The organism is Cellvibrio sp. KY-YJ-3, from assembly GCF_008806955.1.
Classification (GTDB): domain Bacteria; phylum Pseudomonadota; class Gammaproteobacteria; order Pseudomonadales; family Cellvibrionaceae; genus Cellvibrio.
This window is the reverse complement of the sequence record NZ_CP031727.1, coordinates 4,135,194-4,154,753: the sequence shown is the minus strand read 5'-3', so window position 1 is coordinate 4,154,753 and position 19,560 is coordinate 4,135,194. Positions and strand designations below refer to the sequence as shown.

15 protein-coding genes are annotated in these 19,560 nt (G+C 49.2%); 9 read left to right on the top strand and 6 right to left on the bottom strand.

The genetic code is table 11. The annotated features are described in order from the left end of the window. Positions 1–47: 47 nt before the first annotated feature. Together D0B88_RS17635 and D0B88_RS17630 are read right to left on the bottom strand one after the other, a co-directional pair. On the bottom strand, positions 48–668 hold the full coding sequence (locus D0B88_RS17635) for an FKBP-type peptidyl-prolyl cis-trans isomerase (protein ID WP_151058784.1): 621 nt from the start codon (positions 666–668) through the stop codon (positions 48–50). Between the two features lie 76 nt (positions 669–744). After that, positions 745–1,839, bottom strand: coding sequence for an AI-2E family transporter (locus D0B88_RS17630; RefSeq protein ID WP_007643278.1), 1,095 nt, complete (start codon positions 1,837–1,839; stop codon positions 745–747). A gap of 105 nt (positions 1,840–1,944) precedes the next feature. On the opposite strand from D0B88_RS17630, the gene D0B88_RS17625 reads away from it, so the two are divergent. After that, positions 1,945–2,862, top strand: a complete 918-nt coding sequence (locus D0B88_RS17625) for a hypothetical protein (protein ID WP_225318442.1) — start codon at positions 1,945–1,947, stop codon at positions 2,860–2,862. A 103-nt stretch (positions 2,863–2,965) separates the two neighbouring features. Here the strand turns inward: D0B88_RS17625 and D0B88_RS17620 are convergent, their stop codons facing one another. From D0B88_RS17620 to D0B88_RS17605, 4 genes are all read right to left on the bottom strand, one after another. After that, a complete protein-coding gene (locus D0B88_RS17620) occupies positions 2,966–3,151 on the bottom strand; it encodes a FeoB-associated Cys-rich membrane protein (protein ID WP_007643276.1) in 186 nt (61 codons plus the stop codon). 21 nt (positions 3,152–3,172) lie between these two features. Continuing rightward, complete coding sequence (locus tag D0B88_RS17615) at positions 3,173–5,029, bottom strand: ferrous iron transporter B (RefSeq protein WP_007643275.1); 1,857 nt, start codon at positions 5,027–5,029, stop codon at positions 3,173–3,175. Between the two features lie 23 nt (positions 5,030–5,052). After that, on the bottom strand, positions 5,053–5,352 hold the full coding sequence (locus tag D0B88_RS17610) for a FeoA family protein (protein WP_007643273.1): 300 nt from the start codon (positions 5,350–5,352) through the stop codon (positions 5,053–5,055). Positions 5,353–5,475: 123 nt separating this feature from the next. After that, positions 5,476–7,809, bottom strand: a complete 2,334-nt coding sequence (locus D0B88_RS17605; RefSeq protein ID WP_151058782.1) for a fatty acid cis/trans isomerase — start codon at positions 7,807–7,809, stop codon at positions 5,476–5,478. A 181-nt stretch (positions 7,810–7,990) separates the two neighbouring features. Here D0B88_RS17605 and D0B88_RS17600 point away from each other — a divergent pair, with 181 nt between their 5' ends. The 8 genes from D0B88_RS17600 (at position 7,991) to nagA (ending at position 19,433) form a co-directional block, all read left to right on the top strand. Beyond that, positions 7,991–8,842, top strand: coding sequence for a DUF3014 domain-containing protein (locus D0B88_RS17600; protein WP_225318441.1), 852 nt, complete (start codon positions 7,991–7,993; stop codon positions 8,840–8,842). 363 nt (positions 8,843–9,205) lie between these two features. After that, positions 9,206–11,911, top strand: coding sequence for a TonB-dependent receptor (locus tag D0B88_RS17595; protein WP_151058778.1), 2,706 nt, complete (start codon positions 9,206–9,208; stop codon positions 11,909–11,911). A 78-nt stretch (positions 11,912–11,989) separates the two neighbouring features. Further along, the gene (locus D0B88_RS17590; protein WP_151058776.1) at positions 11,990–13,519 is read left to right on the top strand and encodes a tryptophan halogenase family protein; all 1,530 of its coding nucleotides are present in this window, start codon (positions 11,990–11,992) and stop codon (positions 13,517–13,519) included. A 91-nt stretch (positions 13,520–13,610) separates the two neighbouring features. Beyond that, positions 13,611–14,300, top strand: a complete 690-nt coding sequence (locus tag D0B88_RS17585) for a DUF6445 family protein (protein WP_151058774.1) — start codon at positions 13,611–13,613, stop codon at positions 14,298–14,300. Between the two features lie 460 nt (positions 14,301–14,760). Continuing rightward, positions 14,761–15,669, top strand: coding sequence for an N-acetylglucosamine kinase (gene nagK / locus D0B88_RS17580; protein WP_151058772.1), 909 nt, complete (start codon positions 14,761–14,763; stop codon positions 15,667–15,669). A gap of 126 nt (positions 15,670–15,795) precedes the next feature. Beyond that, complete coding sequence (gene nagP, locus D0B88_RS17575) at positions 15,796–17,088, top strand: N-acetylglucosamine MFS transporter NagP (RefSeq protein ID WP_225318439.1); 1,293 nt, start codon at positions 15,796–15,798, stop codon at positions 17,086–17,088. 51 nt (positions 17,089–17,139) lie between these two features. After that, a complete protein-coding gene (locus D0B88_RS17570; RefSeq protein ID WP_151058770.1) occupies positions 17,140–18,228 on the top strand; it encodes an acyltransferase family protein in 1,089 nt (362 codons plus the stop codon). A gap of 47 nt (positions 18,229–18,275) precedes the next feature. Continuing rightward, complete coding sequence (gene nagA, locus D0B88_RS17565; protein ID WP_151058768.1) at positions 18,276–19,433, top strand: N-acetylglucosamine-6-phosphate deacetylase; 1,158 nt, start codon at positions 18,276–18,278, stop codon at positions 19,431–19,433. Positions 19,434–19,560: the final 127 nt, after the last annotated feature.

Genomic DNA, 19,560 nt, shown 5'->3' with positions numbered 1-19,560 from the left:
AAACACCTCCGCAACTCCTGCTGGAGCTCGACGTTGGTACGAATTAATTAACCAACAATATCAATCAACTCAACATCAAAAATCAGCGTTGAGAAAGGCGCAATACTGGCACCTGCACCGCGCTCACCGTAGGCGAGGTTATGCGGAACATACAAACGCCATTTGGAGCCGACTGGCATCAATTGCAATGCTTCGGTCCAACCGGCAATAACACCGTTCACCGGAAAATCGATTGGCTGACCGCGATTCACGGAGCTGTCAAACACAGTACCGTCGATCAAAGTGCCGTGGTAATGGGTTTTTACTTTAGAAGTCGCGGTTGGAACTGCACCGGAGCCTTGTGTAATTACTTCATATTGCAAACCAGATGCAGTCACAGTAATGCCCGTCTTTTTGGCGTTTTCTGCCAAGAAAGCTTCGCCAGCACCTGCCAACGCCTTGTGCTGTTCAGCCGCTTTGGCTTGCATACGGTTGTTAATCTCTTCAAAGGCGGCTTGCATCTTTTCATTGCTGTAAGGCATTGCAACATCCTTCAATGCATCCACAACGCCTTGGGCTACTGCTTCAGGTGATACACCATCAAACGGGTTGCTGGCCAATTGATCGCCCATTTGACGGCCAATGCCGTAGCTCACGAGTTCTTCAACGCTCTTGAATTGGTTAGACATAATCAAATCTCATCTTAGGGATTTATGGCTCCACTTGAGGTGGAGTCAAGGTAAAAAGGCCGCGCAGTCTAGCAGATCACTCAGCGGATTCCTCCGGCTTTTGACTCTCCAGTGCGACCGGTGGGGCATCGGGCACGTTTACATCGCGCATAAAAATTCCCCAAAAGGCGATAAATAAGGCCGCTATCACCGGCCCAATCACGAAGCCGTTAATGCCAAATAGCGCCAAGCCGCCGAGGGTGGAGAGCAACACGATATAGTCAGGCAGCTTGGTATCGCGCCCCACCAAAATCGGGCGCAGAATGTTATCAACCAAGCCGATTACTCCCGCACCAAAAGCAATCAAAATGATTGCTTTGACATTCTCACCGCTGGCAAACAGATAGATTGAAACCGGCACCCAAACAATCGCTGGCCCCACCGCGGGAATCAGCGACAGCACCGCCATTACCACACCCCACAAGAGCGCGCCGGGAATACCCAGCGCCCAGAAAATCAGGCCGCCGAGTGAACCTTGAATCAGCGCGATTACCATATTGCCTTTGATGGTTGCCCGAGTGACTTCACCAAACTTGGAAAACAACAAGCGTTCGCGGGAATCGCCCAGTGGCAAGGCGCGGATTAATAATTCCAACAGGTAATTACCATCGCGCAGCAGGAAGAACGTCAGGTACAACATCAGGCAGATATTCAGCAGTAGCTTAAAAGTGTTTTGGCCGATGCTTAACGCATTTTGTGCCAACCATTTGCCGCCGCTCATGGTCACGCTCAACGCGCCTTCTTTGACCTTGGCAAAATCGATTCCAACGCGATCCAGGGTTGCTTGCACGGCGGGGAAGGCTGTGCGTACCTGATCGAGATAGCGCGCCGGGTCTACCTCTCCCGATTCCAGCTTCTTGTAGTAAGCCGAACCCTCGGCAACCACCGAGCTAATCAGGATGGTGACCGGCAATACCACAACCAAAATGCAGGCAAATAATGTGAGTAATGCGCTGGTATTGGGGCGGCCATTGAAATATTTGATCAGCCGCGTCTGCATCGGATAAAAAATTACCGTAATCGCACAAGCCCAAAAAATGGTGCCAAAGAAAGGTTTCAAAACGAGTAAGAAGCCCACAGAGACGATGAGCAGAAAGAGCAAAAAAGTGCGAGTTTCCAGTTTTTGTTGCATGGTGCGAATTCCGTAAGTAGCCCTGCTGGTGATGCGCGACTATACGGCAGCAACTCCGGCGGTGTCATCCCTTTCCCTGTGCTAATCTCAAGCAAGGTGACTTCTGTGGATCAGTCTATGTGGCACTTGCGCTGGCACATCTTTACGGCCGTGTTTGTTCTCGCAAATTGTGCCCGGGCACAGGTCGCTGTTACACCTGCCGAAACTACCCCCAGCATTTATGTGGTGAATGTGGAAGCTGTCACCCCGGAGCGTGAGGATGACTACTACGTCAACCTGCTGCGCCTGATTCTTGCCGCAAGCAAAGCCCCCAATGAGCTCATTGAACTGCGATTTTCCGATCGCCAATTCACCCAGTGGCGCTGGCTTATTGAATTAAGCAATACCGAAAGCACCAATAACCTGCTGTGGACAGTCACCTCCAATCACCGGGAAACCCTGCTACGTCCCATTCGTATTCCATTATTCAAAGGCTTAATTGGCGCGCGGTTGATGGTGATTCGCCGTCAGGACGAAGCGCGCTTCAAACAAATAACCTCGCTGCAGGATCTACAACAACTGGTCGCAGGACAGGGCGCAAACTGGCCGGATACGGCTGTGCTAAAAGCGAATGGATTGCCGGTTACTGAAGGGGTAGGTAAGGAGCAGTTGTACAAAATGCTGGCGGCTAAACGCTTTGATTATTTTCCGCGCGGCGTCACCGAAATTGCTAATGAAACTGCCTTTTTGCAGCGGTACGATCTGGTGGTTGCGCCGAATTGGTATTTGTCTTACCCCGCGGCCATGTATTTTTTTGTGAATAAAGATAACGAAGAATTAGCCAAACGGATGGAATCCGGTTTTGAACGCTTAATCGATAACGGCGAATTCGAGCAGTTTTTCAAGTCCCATCCTCGCATCAAAAATGGCCTGCCTTATCTGGTGAATCGCAAACCGCTGCTGCTCAGCAATCCCTCCCTGCCCAAATCCATGCCGATTAATCAGCCGCGGTATTGGTATGGGGAGACGGGAGGAGGTTATTAGATTTTACCTTTTGAATGATTGCGCCCACGTTGGATTGATTCAGGATCGAGGTGGGATATGGGGGAGGGCACATCAAAGGGCGCGATAAATCGCGCCCCTACGTTCAATGTTGTGTTTTTTCGGTGGGATTGCTGCAGCTGGCGTCGCTGGTTTTATCGCACCCGCCACATCCACCGCAGGCGGCGGATTTTTTGGCGGAGGGGAACAGCCAGCGGCGCACTAAAAAAATCACCGCCGCCAGAACACAAATACCAACAATCAGTTCTTGCCACGGAATGTCTTGCCACATAGTTATTCCCCCCTTCGTTGATTAACCCACAATTGCGCTGGCGATTTGGTAGGTCGCCCAGGCGGCAAAGTAAGCTAATGCAAATAAATAAACGGTGAAAAAAGTCGTCGCTTTGGCGGAGTTGGTTTCGCGTTTTACCACGGCGATGGTGGATATGCATTGTGGTGCATACACAAACCAGGCGAGGTAGGCGTAGGCCACCGGCAGTGACCAGCTTGCAGCGAGTGCAGAGCCAAGTGCAACATCAATCGATTCTTCACCTACAGCATAAACCGTTGCTAACGCACTTACGGCAACTTCGCGTGCGCCCATGGCGGGGATGAGTGCAATACACATCTGCCAATTAAAACCCAGTGGGGCAAACAGCGGCTGCATAAAGTGGCCGAGTTGACCGGCGAAGCTGTAGTCGATAGCAGGCATAGTGGCGTTTTCCGGGGCGCCGGGGAATGTCGCTAAAAACCAGAGCACAATCGAGAGGGCGAGAATAATGGTGCCCACACGGCGGATAAAAATCCACGCGCGTTCACGCAAACCCATCAACAGGTGATAGGCCATGGGCCAGCGGTAGGTGGGCAACTCGAGCAGCAGTGGAAATTCTTCGCGGCCACTGCGGCGGCGCATGATCCAGGCGATCAGTGCGGCGCTGGCGACACCGGCGAAATAGAGGGCAAAGAGGGTTAAACCCTGCAGGTTAAAAAAGCCCCACACGGTTTGTTCGGGAATAAACGCCGCAATAATTAGCGCATACACCGGGAGGCGCGCCGAGCAAGTCATGAGTGGCGCGACCATGATGGTGATAAACCGCTCGCGTGGGTCGGAGATAGTGCGTGTCGCCATAATGCCGGGAACAGCGCAGGCGAAGCTCGACAGCAGTGGGATAAACGAGCGGCCGGACAAGCCCAGCCCGCGCATGGGGCGATCCAGCAAGAACGCGGCGCGGGTGAGGTAGCCAGTGTCTTCGAGTACCAGGATAAAAAAGAACAGGATGATAATTTGCGGCAGGAATACCAGCACACCGCCCACGCCGGCAATCAATCCCTCTACGATAAAGTCTTTCAGAATGCCGTCGGGCAATAGCGTGCCGACTAACTCTCCAAGCCCACTAAAACCCGCATCAATTAAATCCACCGCCGGTGATGCCCAGGCAAATACCGCTTGGAAGATCACCAACAAAATACTGAATAGCACCACTAAACCGAGCAGCGGGTGCATTACCAAGGCATCCAGACGATCTTGCCAGCGCGGCAGGTGCGCGGGGGCGATGACGTATTGGCGTATCAAACTCTCGATTTCGGCATAGAGCGCTTCTACCGATTCCTGACGGTCGCTCAGGGTCAAACTCTGCTCGCCAGCGGCCAGTGGTGGCTGTTGTGCATAGCCATCCAAGAGTGCGCGCAACTCGTTCACACCCTGGCTATTCACCGCGACGGTTTCGATAATAGGCATACCAATCGCGTGCGAGAGCGCTGCTGTATCAATACTGATGCCGCGACGTTTGGCTTCATCCATTTGGTTGAGTGCCAGCACCATCGGGCGATTGAGGGTTTTCAGCTCCATCACCAACCGTAAGCCCAGGCGCAGGTTGCAGGCGTCGACGACAGCGATAAGTAAATCCGGGCGGCGTTCACCGGCCAGTTTGCCCAGAATCACATCGCGGGCTACTTGCTCATCGGGCGATGTCACAAATAGGCTGTAGGTGCCGGGTAAGTCGAGCAATTCGGCGGGTTTCGTTAAACCGGTCACTATGCCCGAGCGGCGCTCAACGGTAACGCCGGGGTAGTTGGCCACTTTGGCGCGGGCGCCGGTCAAGCGATTAAACAGCGAGGTTTTGCCGCAATTGGGGTTGCCAATCAGCGCAAAGCGAATAGGGGAGGACATAGAGCTACCTGATAGAGGCCTGATTAGGGGTGAGTGGATGCAGGTTCCACACAGATTTTGGCGGCTTCAGCGCGACGCAACGCGAATTTGGTACCGTTGACTTGCACTGCCATGGGGTCTGAGCCCATCAAGCCAAAGCCGATCACTTTGAGCAATGCGCCGGGTAAAAACCCCAGTTCTTTCAAACGCAGGCTGACGCGTTCGTCTTGCGCACCAAACAGCGGTTGTTCAATCAGGGTCGTCACCCGCACGGTCGCGCCTTTGCGACATTGATCAAGGCGCAGCACGGGGGAGAGGGAGTCAGCAAGCACAGCAGTATTCATAGATAATGTCGTCTTGAATGTAAATGAGATTGATTATTAGAAAGAATACTTCATTTACCCCTGTGCCGCAATTTACGGTGCCGTTTTTGCGCAAATCGTTAACATTTCTTTGTGAAACTTTTATTAACGATTTTCCAGCCGATTGTAGTCCAGCAATGCGGCTTCTTCCGGTGCAGCGATTTTATAGAGTTGATGAACCCTATCGCTAAATGCCCAGAAGTCGGGGTGAGTGCGCCGGATTCCAAAACGAGCCTTGAAGTTGCGGTAGTCCTGCTCCGAGCCCAATTGCTGCAGCTGGGCGATAAACTCGTCCAATTCATGAGGTTCTATGCGCATAAAACTGTTGGGGTAGGCGCCGATTACCCCGCGTGCAAGGGTGAGGTTGTCTTCGCCGGGAATACGCCGTTTGTCCTCGCCAAAGAGTGACGATAAATTAGAGTAAGCACTGTTGTGAATCAGGCTAAATAAGCCCACACCGCGCAATTCGATGAGTGTGGTTTGCGGCAAAAAACTGATGGCCTTACCGCTGGTATTTTGCAACTCCTGATAGAGCGCCAGTTTGTGCGCTGGCAATTTGGCGGTGTTGAGGTTATGCGGCGACTGGCCCGCTTTGCCCAGATGTCGTTTCAACTTGAGGTAGAGCTCTTCCTGATGGGCGTCGCTCTGGTAGTGAATCTTATTGGTGATATCTACCTGCTTCAAGTAGAGATCAATATAGGTTTGCAGGTTTGCTTCCGCATCGCGATACCAATACTGCAAAGTGGTTTGCTGCGTCTCCCGAGGCAATAATTCAACAAAATTCATCTCGCCTTCAATGCGCAAAAAATCCATGTAGAGCCGGCTCAACAGTTGATGGGAGACATTGCCGTACACATCAAAACCCGCCACCAATAAATAGTGAATCCGCTCCAGCAGCGGGTAGCCAATCACCCAGGCAGTTTTGGGCGATTGGCCAATCATGCCTTTGTGCACACTGGCGCTGTCGGCGTGGCGAAAAATGGTGAGCGCGGCGTTGTTATTATTGCCTTTATCGCCATCCCAAATACTGTGCATTTCCAGCCCGCCATTAGCGGCGATTTTTTCTTTCACAAAATTGGCTTTAGCCGCCAGATACTCTTTTTGCAGCTCTGAATACTTAATCCAGTTAGTGAGCGGCAACAGGGTATTACCCGCACCCGCTGGCAATTGCAGGTGTTTGCTATTTTCCGCCAGAAAACGTGCATCCTCATCGGTGGCTTGTGATTCGGGTGAATAGAAAAATACCCAGAAGTGATCCTGAATCACATTGAGTGCCACCTGCCCGCGGCACACCGGGCCTTTGATGAAATTCATAATAGTGAACTGCGCTTCATTGAGCATAAAACGATAGCGCGCATTAATTGGCAGTTGTGCAAAGGTGATGAATGGGTTGGAGGCTGTTGCACTGTTGTAGTCAGGCAGGTGGCTGACTGGATAGGCGGGGGTATAAAACAGTTCTTGCCATTGCTGCGCTCGCGCCGCGTCCAGGCGATAGGGCATATGGTTTTTGGCGACGACACTGGAGGGATCTTGCCAGAGGCGGTAGTAAACCCGGCTCACGCCCGGGTCATCAAATGGGCGTGCGGTGCTGATACGGCTTATAGGTTCGCCCGGTGGCGTGCTGGAGCGCACCAGGCGGAAATACACACCGGGCGCGGCGGCAAAATCGATCTGCGCCAAAAACAGGTGTTCATAAATGTAGCGGTTGATCAACTGTGCTTTGAGTGTGTTGCCATTTAAAAAGGCTTCCCAGCGTGCGACTTCAGTGTAAATTTTTTCCGGGAGCACTGGTGCTTTGCCCATCGCCGCTCCCTGTTTAAGCCACTCCATGGTGACCTTATGCTCTTGTTCATTCAGCCCCGGCAGGCCATAGGGCATACCCAATAATGGGTTCTTGGCGGTATAGCTATACAGGTTTTCAATGCTGGCGCAGTACTGGGGGCTATTAATGTCCAGATTGAACGCATCCGAGAGCAGGGCATCTTCTGGCAGTGGATTGTCTTGTTTTAACTGCAGCAGCTGGGCCGTCACACTTGCATCGATATTGGCGCTTGCGCTGTTGCCGCGCTCGTTGATTACCGGGTGAAAACCTTTGCTGCGCCACTCAGCCGTGGACTGGGCATCCTCAAACAAGCGGGTCAGGCTGGCGCCCAGCAGGCGAGTACCATCATAAACTTTGGCGGGGTTGGCGCCGCGCAATAGTCCTTCATAGGATTCAAGTTTGAGTTGGCAGGGCGAGTCGTAACAACCGTGGCACACCACGCAGCGCTGTTCGATGATGGTTTTGGTATCGCCATAATAAGTGTGAGTCGCCAGTTGTGGGTCGGAGGAAAGCTCACGCGGAACGGCTTTGCCGTAGCGTTGATCCCACTGGGAACCCCCGATACTGACACAGCCTAACAGGGTTAAAAAAAGAGCAAAAAGAGCAAGGCGACTCATAGAAATCCTTAAAATCTTCAACGCTGAACAGGCCAGAAATAGCCGTCAGTCTAGCGGTTGTCAGTAAAAGTTGGGAACCCTGCATCAAGGAGGCTGTCAGGCCTATAGGTATTACGCCATAATCGCCCATTAATTCGTGTTATCCACCATTACCAACAAGTCACCAACAAAAGGGTTTGCCATGAGTGATGATTACCAGCCCCGTCCCAAATCTTCGTCTACTGCCATGATTGTTACCGTAGTCATTGCCTTGATTGCGCTGGGCCTTGCCTTTATGTTCCTGCGCGATGATGGCCCTGCAATTACCCCTACGCAGGTAACGCCTGGCGCTACCACCCCAACGGCTGTTACTGCCAGTAGCGTTCCGGCGGAACAGGCGCCCATCGAAGAATATCAACCACCGGCCCAAGTAATTGAAGTTGAGCCGCTACCAGCACTCGGCGAGAGTGACAGCAGTGTATTGGCGGCGTTAATGCAATTGCGTGGCGAAGGGCTCATTGAATTACTGGTGCCGCAGGAATTGATTCGTAAATTTGTATTGGCTGTGAACAATCTTTCCGAGGGTAAAGTCATTCACGAATACCGCCCGGTCATATCACCACCGCCACCATTTATTGTGGATAGTTTTACCGTGATGATTGAAGGCGAAGCGGTTGAGCAGGAGCGCGTATCCACCAACAATTACCAGCGTTATGAAACCTATGTCACTACCTTGGCGTTAATTGATAGCGATGCAGCGATTGCCGTGTACCGTCGTTTTTATCCTTTACTCGAAGAAGCCTTTCGCGAATTAGGTTTGAAAAAACCGAATTTCCACAGCGTGCTGATTGCAGCGATTGATAACATCTTGGCGGCGCCAGATCATCAAGGCGACTTATTGTTAGTTCGTCCAAAAGTGTTTTATCAATACGCTGACCCGGCACTGGAACAATTACCACAAACCCACAAATTAATGCTGCGCATGGGCCCCGAAAATGCGCGCAGCGTGAAGGCAAGTTTGCGCCAATTGCGTGCACGCCTTATCACCCAGTGAGTTATTGTTGTGCGTAAGTAGGCGGGCGTTAAAGCCTGAAAAAAGCCGCTTTTTTGCGGCTTTTTTTATGCCTGGAAATTCATGTGTGTATTTTCGTAATGTTTTTTCGGTAACAACAAAAATAATTTTTTTGCGGTGTTTGGCACATAAATAATCTAATCATTTGATTTGTAATAGATTTCTTCTAAAACTCCACAGCAGCCATTGATTTACTTTCGTTTACGCGTATTTACAAAGTTGTTGACAACGTTGTCCGGTCTGGATAGTGTTAATTCATCGACAACGTTGTCTTGGGGCGGCGATTTTCGAAAAGGTTTAATCGTTATCAATACACATAAAAGTACCAATCTCGGGAGATTAACCATGCGTAATAAGTTAAGTGACGCGATCAAGCTAGCCAACAAAAGTGCAATCATGCTCGGTTCTGTTGCAGCCGTTGCGATGATGGGGGTTCCAAGTGTCGCTTTTGCACAAGACTCTGCTGATCAGGTAGAAGAAGTAATGGTGACCGGTATTCGCGGCGCGTTGAAAAATGCCGTGGATATCAAGCGCAACTCAACTGCAGTGGTTGATGCAGTATCGGCAGAAGATGTGGGTAAGTTCCCCGATTCTGACGTAGGCGAATCTCTGGGCCGCGTTCCCGGTGTGACTGTAGGTCGCGCGTTTGGTCAAGGCGCTTCGGTATCGATTCGTGGTGCCGCGCCCCAAATGACATTGACCCAATTGAATGGTCAAAATGTTGCATCAACCGGCTGGTATGACCAACAGGCGATTGATCGCAGTTTCAACTACTCCTTGTTGCCCTCACAATTAATCGGCGGCATGGAAGTTTATAAGTCCTCACAAGCTGACTTAAATGAAGGTGGTATCGGCGGTACTGTTATTGTAAAAACCCGCAAACCACTTGATATGGAAGCCAACACTGTACACGTAGGTGCGAAAGCGCGTACCGGTACTATCAGTGATGATGTTTCTCCCGAATTGTCTGGCTTGTACAGCTGGAAAAATGATTCCGAAACCTTTGGTGTATTGGTTGCTGCTGCCGCAGAAGATTTTGATTACGTTCGTCGCGGCACCGAGTCAGATTACCGCTGGTGGGATGATGTATCACCAACCACCTTTATTCAGGAGCGTGAGCGCAGCGCATTGGATTTGACCTTGCAAGCGGCACCCACTGACAACTTGAGTTTTGGTTTACATGTTCTGTCGTTGGATTTGAAAGCCAACAACACCAATACCAGTACTTATTTGTTTACTGGCTTGGATAAATCAGCCGGCAATACCAACTACGTGTGTGAGCAAACCAATGCTGCAGGTCTGTGTGTGAAAAGCACTGTCAAGCAACCTATTCGCGGTAACTTGACTGCGGGTTGGGCGAGTGGCGCACTGGGCACTGAAACCTTCAACCAAACCTGGGGTCGTGTTGCTGAGATGTCATCTGACACCTACGACTTTGATGTGAAATATGAAGGTGATAATTACACAGTAACTGGTCGCGTAGGCGGCACTAAAGCGGAAGGTGGTACTAACATTACTACCAACTTCTCTCACTTTGCCAGCTTGGGTGATTACAACATGGCGTTGTGGGCGGGCAGTGTTGATGCCACTGGCAAGCAAATTAAAATCAACGCCACGTCTGATTTGAATATGACGCTGGACAACTACCGCGCGCAATCGGCTGCAGAATCCTGGGCGGTAAAAAGAGGTCCGAACTCGGATGAAGAAGTCTATGGTCAGATCGATGTTGAATTTGATCTGGATCTGGGCGCGATCAAATCATTCAAAACCGGTATCCGCACTACTGATCACGATGTAGAGAAGTCGTCTGATCAAGCGGTAATTGGCACTCAAACTCAGCGCCCCACTTCACAATTCTACAGTGGCACCTTCGAAGTGGGTTCTCATGGTTTCAAAGCACCAAAACCCGTGCTGAGTGCAATGATCGACGCAACTCTGGCTGATGTAACTGGCTGGAAACAAGAGCGCTCCGGTTATGCTGCGCTGAATGAACAAAACGATGCGCTCTACGGTATGTTCACCTTTGAAGCGGATGGCGTAAAAGGTAACTTTGGTCTTCGTTATGTAAGCACTGAAGTGACTGGCAAGTCATACGCAATTGACGGCACGCCGTTAGCAGCGGGCGACTTGGCGCAAAATGCTTTCTACAGCAACAGTTTGTCGTCAACGACTGAAAAGTATGATGATGTATTGCCAAGCTTGAACGTATCTTTTGATTTGACGGATGATTTGGTATTGCGTACCACTGCATCGCAAGCCATTAGCCGCGCGAACTACAACGATATGTTCACCGCTGCTACCCAAGCTGGTTATCAGGATACCGTGCAAGGTAACGAGCGCTTAACCATTGGTAATGTGGGTCTGAAACCCATGAAGGCCTCACAAGCTGACGTAGGTATCGAATACTACTACGGCGATGGAAACATGTTCTCTGCTGCTTATTTTGTGAAATCAGTGAACAACTTTGTTACTAATGAAATTCAAATCAATCAATCAATCGGTTTGGTAAGCCCTGATACTGGTATGGATAATTGGGAAGTCAACACCCTGAAAAACTCCGGTGGCGGCGAGATTGATGGTATCGAGTTGCAATTGAACCACGCATTCGACAACGGTTTTGGTGTTGTTCTGAACTACACCTATACCAACGGCAATGCGCCGGCTGAAAGTTATGCGGACCGTATCGGTGTGTTTACCGAATCTTCAAACGACAGTTTGAACCTGGTGGGTTACTGGGAAAATGATGTTTACTCTGCGCGTGCGGCCTACAACTGGCGTTCCGAGTACATGATTCGTGAAACTGGTTATTACGGTAACCGCATGCATGATGACTACGGTTCATTGGATTTGAGTTTTGGTTGGAACATTACCGATAGTTTGAGTTTGTCTCTTGAAGCGACCAACGTACTGAAAGAAGACGATATCCAGTACGGTGCAGCCGAAGCCTACACTGCAGAATATGGTATGAAGGCGCCATTGCTGGAAGGTTTCCCTGCGTGGTCATTTGAAGGTGAAGCTACCTACATGCTGGGTTTAAGCTATAAATACTAATAGCTGAGTAACGAAAAAAAAGCCCGGCATTTTGCTGGGCTTTTTTTGTTTATAACGTGTCAAACAGGTGGGTTTGCGATGAAAATAAAACGCATAGCAATTGTGGGTGGTGGCACTGCCGGTTGGATGGCGGCAAATCATCTCGGTGTGGAGCTCAGTCGCGATCCTGAAATTCAAATTACATTAATAGAATCCAAAGACATTCCCGTGATTGGTGTGGGCGAGGGTACGGTTCCGCAAATAAAAGCCACACTGAAAAAGTTCGGTATTAGCGAAATAGATCTGCTCACCAGTTGCGATGCCACGTTCAAGCAGGGCATTAAGTTTGCGCAGTGGATGGATGCCAAAAAATCCGGTACCAATAATTTTTACTATCACCCTTTCAGTTCGCCTTTTCCTTTGGGGTTCGATGTCACCAACTACTGGCTACACAATAAATCGATTTGTGATTTTTCCCGTTTATCAGAAATTTATACCATAGCAGAGCAAAATCGCTCACCCAAACAAATTTCATCACCTCCTTACGTGGGAGCAGTGGACTATGCCTACCATTTTAATGCAGCAAAATTTTCGGATTTGTTGGCAAAAAATGCCCGCGGAAAATTTGCTGTAAAACATTGTATTGAAACCATTGCGCAAGTATTGCTGCATGACGATGGCAGTATTAGAGCCTTGACTTATGAGTCCGGCACCACTGAGGAATTTGATTTTTATATCGATTGCAGTGGTTTTGCTGCACTCTTAATTGGTGAAACACTTGGCGTTTCCTTTTTGGATAAATCCTCTCAAATCCTGACCGATACCGCCTTGGCGCTGCAGGAGCCGACAGCGGATACGGACGAGATTCTGCCCTACACCTTGGCCACGGCGCACAAAGCTGGTTGGATTTGGGATATACCACTTACCAACCGGCGCGGTATTGGTTTTGTCTATGGTTCTAACTTTATGAGCGAGGATGAAGCCGTCCAACAGTTCTCTGCTTATGTTGGGCGCGATTTGCAGCAGGCGAATCTGCGCCGTGTACCTATGAAAATTGGTTACCGAGAATCTTTCTGGCAAAAAAATTGTGTTGCACTCGGGTTGGCGCAAGGTTTTGTTGAACCATTGGAAGCTACCTCTATTCTTGTTACGGATTTTGCCGCGCAGTTATTGGCGCGCAGTTTTCCACAGTATCAGGATGACATTCCGTTACTCGCAGATTATTGCAATAAAGTAGTTAGTTATACGTGGGAGCGGGTAATGGATTTTGTCCAGCTCCACTATTTTATTTCTGATCGGCGCGATTCAGATTTTTGGATAGAGAATACTGAAAAGCTTAGTCTTTCTCCTCTGTTACAGGAGAGGCTGGCCCTATGGAAATTAGCGCCGCCCAAACGCAGCGATTTTTTCAGTGCGTTTGATATTTTTGGTTTGGAAAACTATTTATTTGTACTCTACGGCATGGGCTATCCCACCCGCCCCGGGCGGTTAGGTGTGGCGGAAGCGGAAAAATCGGCTGGGCTGATAAATGAAGTGCAAAAAAAATCCAAGCACTCCGCCACGAGTTTATTATCCCATCGGGTATGGTTGACAGAATTAAAAAAAGCGCTGGTGTCGCAGCAGCGCTAAATAGTAAAAAATAGTTGGGTATTGAGTTATTGTGTTGATTTCTTACGTTGAATTACTGCGTTGAATTGTTACTTTGAGTTGGGGTGCCAAGTTGAATATTCAAATACTGACGGTAGGTAATGAGCAGAATAAAGTTATCTGTGTTGATGATTTTTTACCTGACCCTGTGCAGATGGTTGATGCCGCCGTGCAATCTACCTTTACTCCCTATGCTGCCGCTGCCCAGCGCAAAGGTTATCCAGGTGTGCGCACCGCTGCACCGGCGGATTATGGCCGTGTATTAACGGCGACGGTTGGCAATGTGCTACGCGAAGAATTTGCGATTGCAGCCTCGGCAAAAATTACCATGCTACAAGAGGCTATGTGCATGATGACGGTACCCGAAGCGGCACTTGGCCCCTTGCAAACCATCCCACATTTTGATGCGAGCAATCCCCATTTTTTTGCCACTCTGTTGTACCTGTGCGATGAGTTCCATGGCGGCACCGGGTTTTATCGCCACAATGCCACCGGTTATGAAACGATTACGCCCGAGCGCTGCGATCATTATTTGGATACTTGTTATGATGAATTAAATAGCCGGCGCCGTACCAAGCGCTATTTTTCTGATACAGATGAAACCTTTACCAAGATTGGTTTTATCTCCGCACGGTTTAATCGCTTGGTAATTTATCGCGGCTGTTTACTGCATTCGGCCAATATCCTGTCGGAGCTCAGCTTGGGGACTGATCCGCGCAACAATCGCCTGACAGCGAATGTTTTTTTTAGTTTTAATGAATAATTTATAGCGCCGCAAAATAACTTTCGGCTATGTACTAGGGGGGGCGCCTTTGTATTTTTGTTGTAGTGCGCTTGTGGTTCCGTCACTTTTTGGTGCGAATTTTCTCTGTGCAAATAAATATTTTCCAGATTAATAATGAATCGATAAATATTCTTTGACAACGTTGTCTGAAAGGCGTAATCTAATCCTGTCCGATGATGAAAGCCGGGCAGGGTAGCTCTCCATATCCTGTGTGGTGTCAGCGGGCATGAGTTCTCTAGAGCTGTAGTAGTGGTCTTGTGGTTAGTGCCCGAAAGGGCGCTAACCTTTTTTGAATCCGGATTTGATTTAAATAACCACCTTTGTCGCAGCCGGATATGGAAATATGCGACCATTCCACTGTCAGACTTTAATAGCGTTTGGCATGGTTGCGCGGCTCTTTAAGAGCCAAAGTTTATATTTAAAAATAAAGAGGTAGATCATGGTGAAAATGCCGCTTGGCGAGCAGACCTTGTACATCGGGATTGACGGCGGCGGCACCAAGTGTCGTGCCAGTATCATGACCGCTGATTTACAAGTGCTAGGCACTGGCGTTGGCGGCCCGGCTAACCCTTTCCATGGTGTACAGCAAGCTAAAGATTCTATTCGCACTGCCGCCGAACTGGCTCTTATCGATGCCGGTTTACCACCTGCTGTGATGGGGCAGTTGATTGCGGGCGCGGGTCTTGCGGGTGTAAATGTTCCCAGTCTCTATGAAGTGATGAGCGATTGGCAGCATCCCTTCAAAAAAATGTTTCTCACTACCGATTTGCATATCGCCTGCCTTGGTGCTCACAACAGTGATGAAGGAGCGGTGATGATTGCGGGCACCGGTTCTTGTGGTTATTCCTACGTTAATAATGCGTCGTTGTTTTTAGGCGGTCACGGTTTTCCAATCGGCGATAAAGGCAGCGGTGCCTGGATGGGATTGGAAGCGATTAAAGCCGTGCTGCTCGATTACGACAACCTTGGCCCGGCCACTATTTTGAGCCACAGCATTAGTAGTTTTTTGCAGGCTGAGGGTGTGATGATCGTGGACAAAATGTTTGGTGCCAAACAAGGTGATTACGCCAAATTTGCCATTTTTGTGGTGGATGCTGCAGATGCGGGCGATGAAGTTGCAATGAGTATTGTAAAAGAAGGCGCTGCTTATATGAGCGCTGTAGCTCGTCGCCTATGGGCAACCCAGCCTGGTCGTATGTCGATTATTGGTGGTTTGGCGCCGCGCCTTATTCCCTGGATGGACATAGACATGGCGGACAACCTTTCGCCTGCGTTGTATCAACCAGAATTCGGCGCTGTCTATTTTGCCAAGCAGCAATTTAATGTTCAGGAAATCTCTAGCAAATAGATTTTTGTCTTGCCCGCAAACACGGGGGCTCATAAAAACTACGAAACAATGAATTCGGTCAGTACCAATAGCCTTACCTAAAAACATAAGAACCCAATGTAAACCCACTAGCGCAGGTTACTTACTATGTCAGTCGAAACTATGGCGGTACCCAAGCAGTCATCCAACTTAATTCCCTTGGCGATGATTGCCGGTTTGTTTTTTATTTTTGGCTTTGTAACCTGGCTCAACGGTTCTCTGATGCCGTACCTGGAGTTGGTACTAACCCTGACGCCTTTTCAAGCATCATTTATTTTATTTTCGTTTTACATTGCAGTAACGGTTTTTGCTTTGCCCTCATCCTGGGTGATTCGCAAAGTCGGTTATAAAAATGGGATGGCCATTGGTTTAGCGGTGATGGCATCTGCCGCGCTGTTATACATTCCCGCTGCAAAATCCCATTGGTTTCTGTTGTTTTTAGTTGCGCAATTTATGATGGGGGCGGGCCAAACGTTAGTGCAAACTGCCGTTAATCCCTATGTCGTAAAAATGGGGCCGGAGGAGTCTGCTGCTCGCCGTATCAGTATTATGGGGATCTTGAATAAATCGGCAGGCATTGTGGCGCCCTTGGTATTTACCGCTTTGATTCTTGGTGGCATGAGTGGCACCGCATCAAAAACACCAAGCCCCGAAGAAATCGAACAGCTCGCGAATAACCTTGTATTACCCTATATCTACATGGCGTTAGTGATTGGTATTGTTGCCTTTTTGGTAAGAATTTCGTCGCTGCCAGAATTGGATTTGGAAAAAAGTAAAGAAGAAAAGCTGCCGCTGCGCGAAGTGTTTCAATTTCCGAATTTAGTGTTGGGTGTTGTCGCGCTGTTCTTGTATGTGGGCGTGGAGGTGATCGCAGGCGATACCATTGGCTCCTATGGGCGCAGTATTGGCTATACCAATTTTTCTATCCTCACCTCTATCACTATGGCCTGTATGGTGTTTGGTTACATTCTTGGCATAGTGTTAATTCCGCGGGTAATTTCCCAACAAAATATGCTGTTGGTCTCCGCTGTGTTGGGGGTATTTATCAGTTTGGCAATTGTGTTTGGTAGCAACGAATCCACTTCTATTTCATCGCTTTTTTCATTCCTGGGTATGCCCGCTATTCCCAATACTATTTTGTGTATTGCGCTGCTGGGGCTTGCCAATGCCATTGTATGGCCAGCTATTTGGCCTTTGGCGCTGAGCGGTCTGGGTAAATACACTGCAACTGGTTCGGCGCTATTAATTATGGCAATCGCCGGTGGTGCGGTAGTGCCGGTTATTTTAGGTGCGGCGTCCACTATTGTGGATCGTCAGACTGCATACATCGTAATGACACCCTGTTATTTATTCATTCTTTATTACGCAGCAAAAGGATACAAACTGCGCAGCTGGAAATAATTCATCGCGAGTTATTTTTTGGAACTATTTTTATCATCTGCGAGGTATCCGGTGGTCAAACAACGTTTTCAGGCTTTGGATGTAATGCGTGGTTTGACCCTCGCGTTGATGATTCTGGTCAACACACCGGGTTCGTGGAGTTTTGTTTACGGCCCTTTATTGCACGCTGATTGGCATGGCGCCACAGCTACCGATTTTGTTTTTCCCTTCTTTATGTTTATCGTTGGCTCCTCCATGTATTTCGCTATGCGTGGTTTACGTCAGCTGGCGCCTGCGGCACAAGCACAAAAAATTCTGCGCCGTGTGGTGCTGTTATTTGTGATTGGTGTTTTGCTCTCGGCTTATCCGTTTACCAACAACATTGAAAATTGGCGGGTGATGGGGGTGTTGCAGCGCATTGCGATTGCCTACGGTTTTGCGGCATTTATTATTTTGTATTTTGGTTTTACCGGTCGGGTAGTGATGAGTGCGATCTTATTGCTTGGCTATTGGGGTTTGCTAAATGTCGCTGCTGACCCTTACAGCCTTGAACATAACCTGGTGCGTCAATTTGATTTGGCAGTATTGGGTGCAAATCATTTGTGGCAAGGCAAGGGGCTAGCCTTTGATCCTGAAGGCATCCTCAGCACTTTTCCCTCCATTGTAAATGTGATTATTGGCTTTGAAGCGACGCGGGTATTGCTGGCGAGCGAGGATAAAGCGAAAGCGTTAAGCCAATTATTTGTTGCAGCACTGTTATTGATTGGTTTGGCGCTGGTGTGGAATTTGTTGTTCCCGATTAATAAATCACTCTGGACCAGTTCTTTTGTGGTATTGACCTGCGGGGTTGCCATCCTGCTGTTGTTATTGCTGGTTAAACTTGAACAATCTGCGGCGGCAAGCGTGGTTAAACCGGTTTATCATTTTTTTGAAATTATTGGCAAAAACCCCTTATTTATTTATGTGCTGTCGGGTTTGTTGGCTACAACCTTGTATTTAATTCCAGTGGGTGGTGAATCGGCTTATGCGGCACTTTATGCGGTCTTCTGCACTTTTGCTGATCCCTATTTGGCCTCATTATTGTTTGCGCTGCTGATGGTATTGATTCTGTGGTGTGTGGCTTGGGTGCTGCATAAGCGCAATATTATTATTAGCCTCTAAAAAACGTCTTTTTACTTTAGGCGTTAAACCGTTTCACAGGTGTTTTTATGAAACAAGCTTTGGTCGGTGCACGCATTTTTACCGGCGAAGAATTTCTGGATGACTACGCGCTGGTACTCGCGGGCGAAAAAATTGACGCGCTGCTACCACGTGCGCAACTGGATTCATCCATTCCGCAAACACTGCTGGCGGGTGGTGTGCTGGCGCCCGGTTTTATCGACCTGCAAGTGAATGGCGGCGGCGGGGCATTTTTTACTAACGATACCAGTGTCAGTGCCATTCAAACCATTCTCGATGGTCATCGCCCAACAGGCACTACGTCATTACTGCCAACCTTGATTAGCGATACCCGTGAGGTGCATCAGGCCGGTGTAAAAGCGGTGGCGGATGCGGTTGCTGCTGGTATGAAAGGTGTTCTTGGCGTGCATGTGGAAGGGCCGTTTTTTGATATGGCACGTCGCGGTGCGCACAACGAGCGCTACATTCGCGCAATGGAGCAGGCGGATATTGATTGGTTGGTGGCCTCGGTAAAAGGTCAGCACGATTTTAAAGTGATGCTCACGCTGGCGCCCGAGCATGCGGCGCCCGGTCAAATTAAACAATTAACGTCGGCCGGTGTAGTTATCTGTGCGGGTCATACGGATGCGCATTACGAATCGGTAGTGTGTGCTCTTAAAGAGGGGCTTTCCGGATTTACGCATTTGTATAACGCGATGCGCCCGACTACTGGTCGTGAACCCGGAGTCGTGGGGGCTGCACTTGAGGACGCTAACAGTTGGTGCGGAATTATTATTGATACCTATCACGTGCATGCGGCTTCTGCGCGCATTGCTTACTCTGCAAAACCCAAAGGCAAAATGTATTTAGTGACGGACGCTATGTCGACTGTCGGCTCGCCGGAAAAATCGTTTCAAATTTATGGCGAAACTATTTATGAAAAAGATGGTTGCCTGGTAAATGCGGAAGGGCGTTTGGCGGGTAGTGCGATTGGGATGATAGATGCGGTGCGTCTGAACACTACCTGGGTTGGTGTGGAGTTGGCGGAGAGCCTGCGCATGGCCTCGCTTTACCCTGCGCAATTTATGCAGGTGGATGATTATTTGGGGCGTATCGCTAACGGTTATCGCGCGGATCTGGTTCATTTTACTGATGATTATCGTGTAACCCATACCTGGGTAGCGGGTGATCTGCAGGTACACCTGTAGTTAGACCGGTCAGGCAGCAGATTTTGTTGGCAGACACGCCGTGAATACATCCATGTAGGTTTGTCGTCGACATCCCTGTCTCCGACAGTCTGCCAACAAAATCCGCTGCCTGACCTTAGTGCTAAAT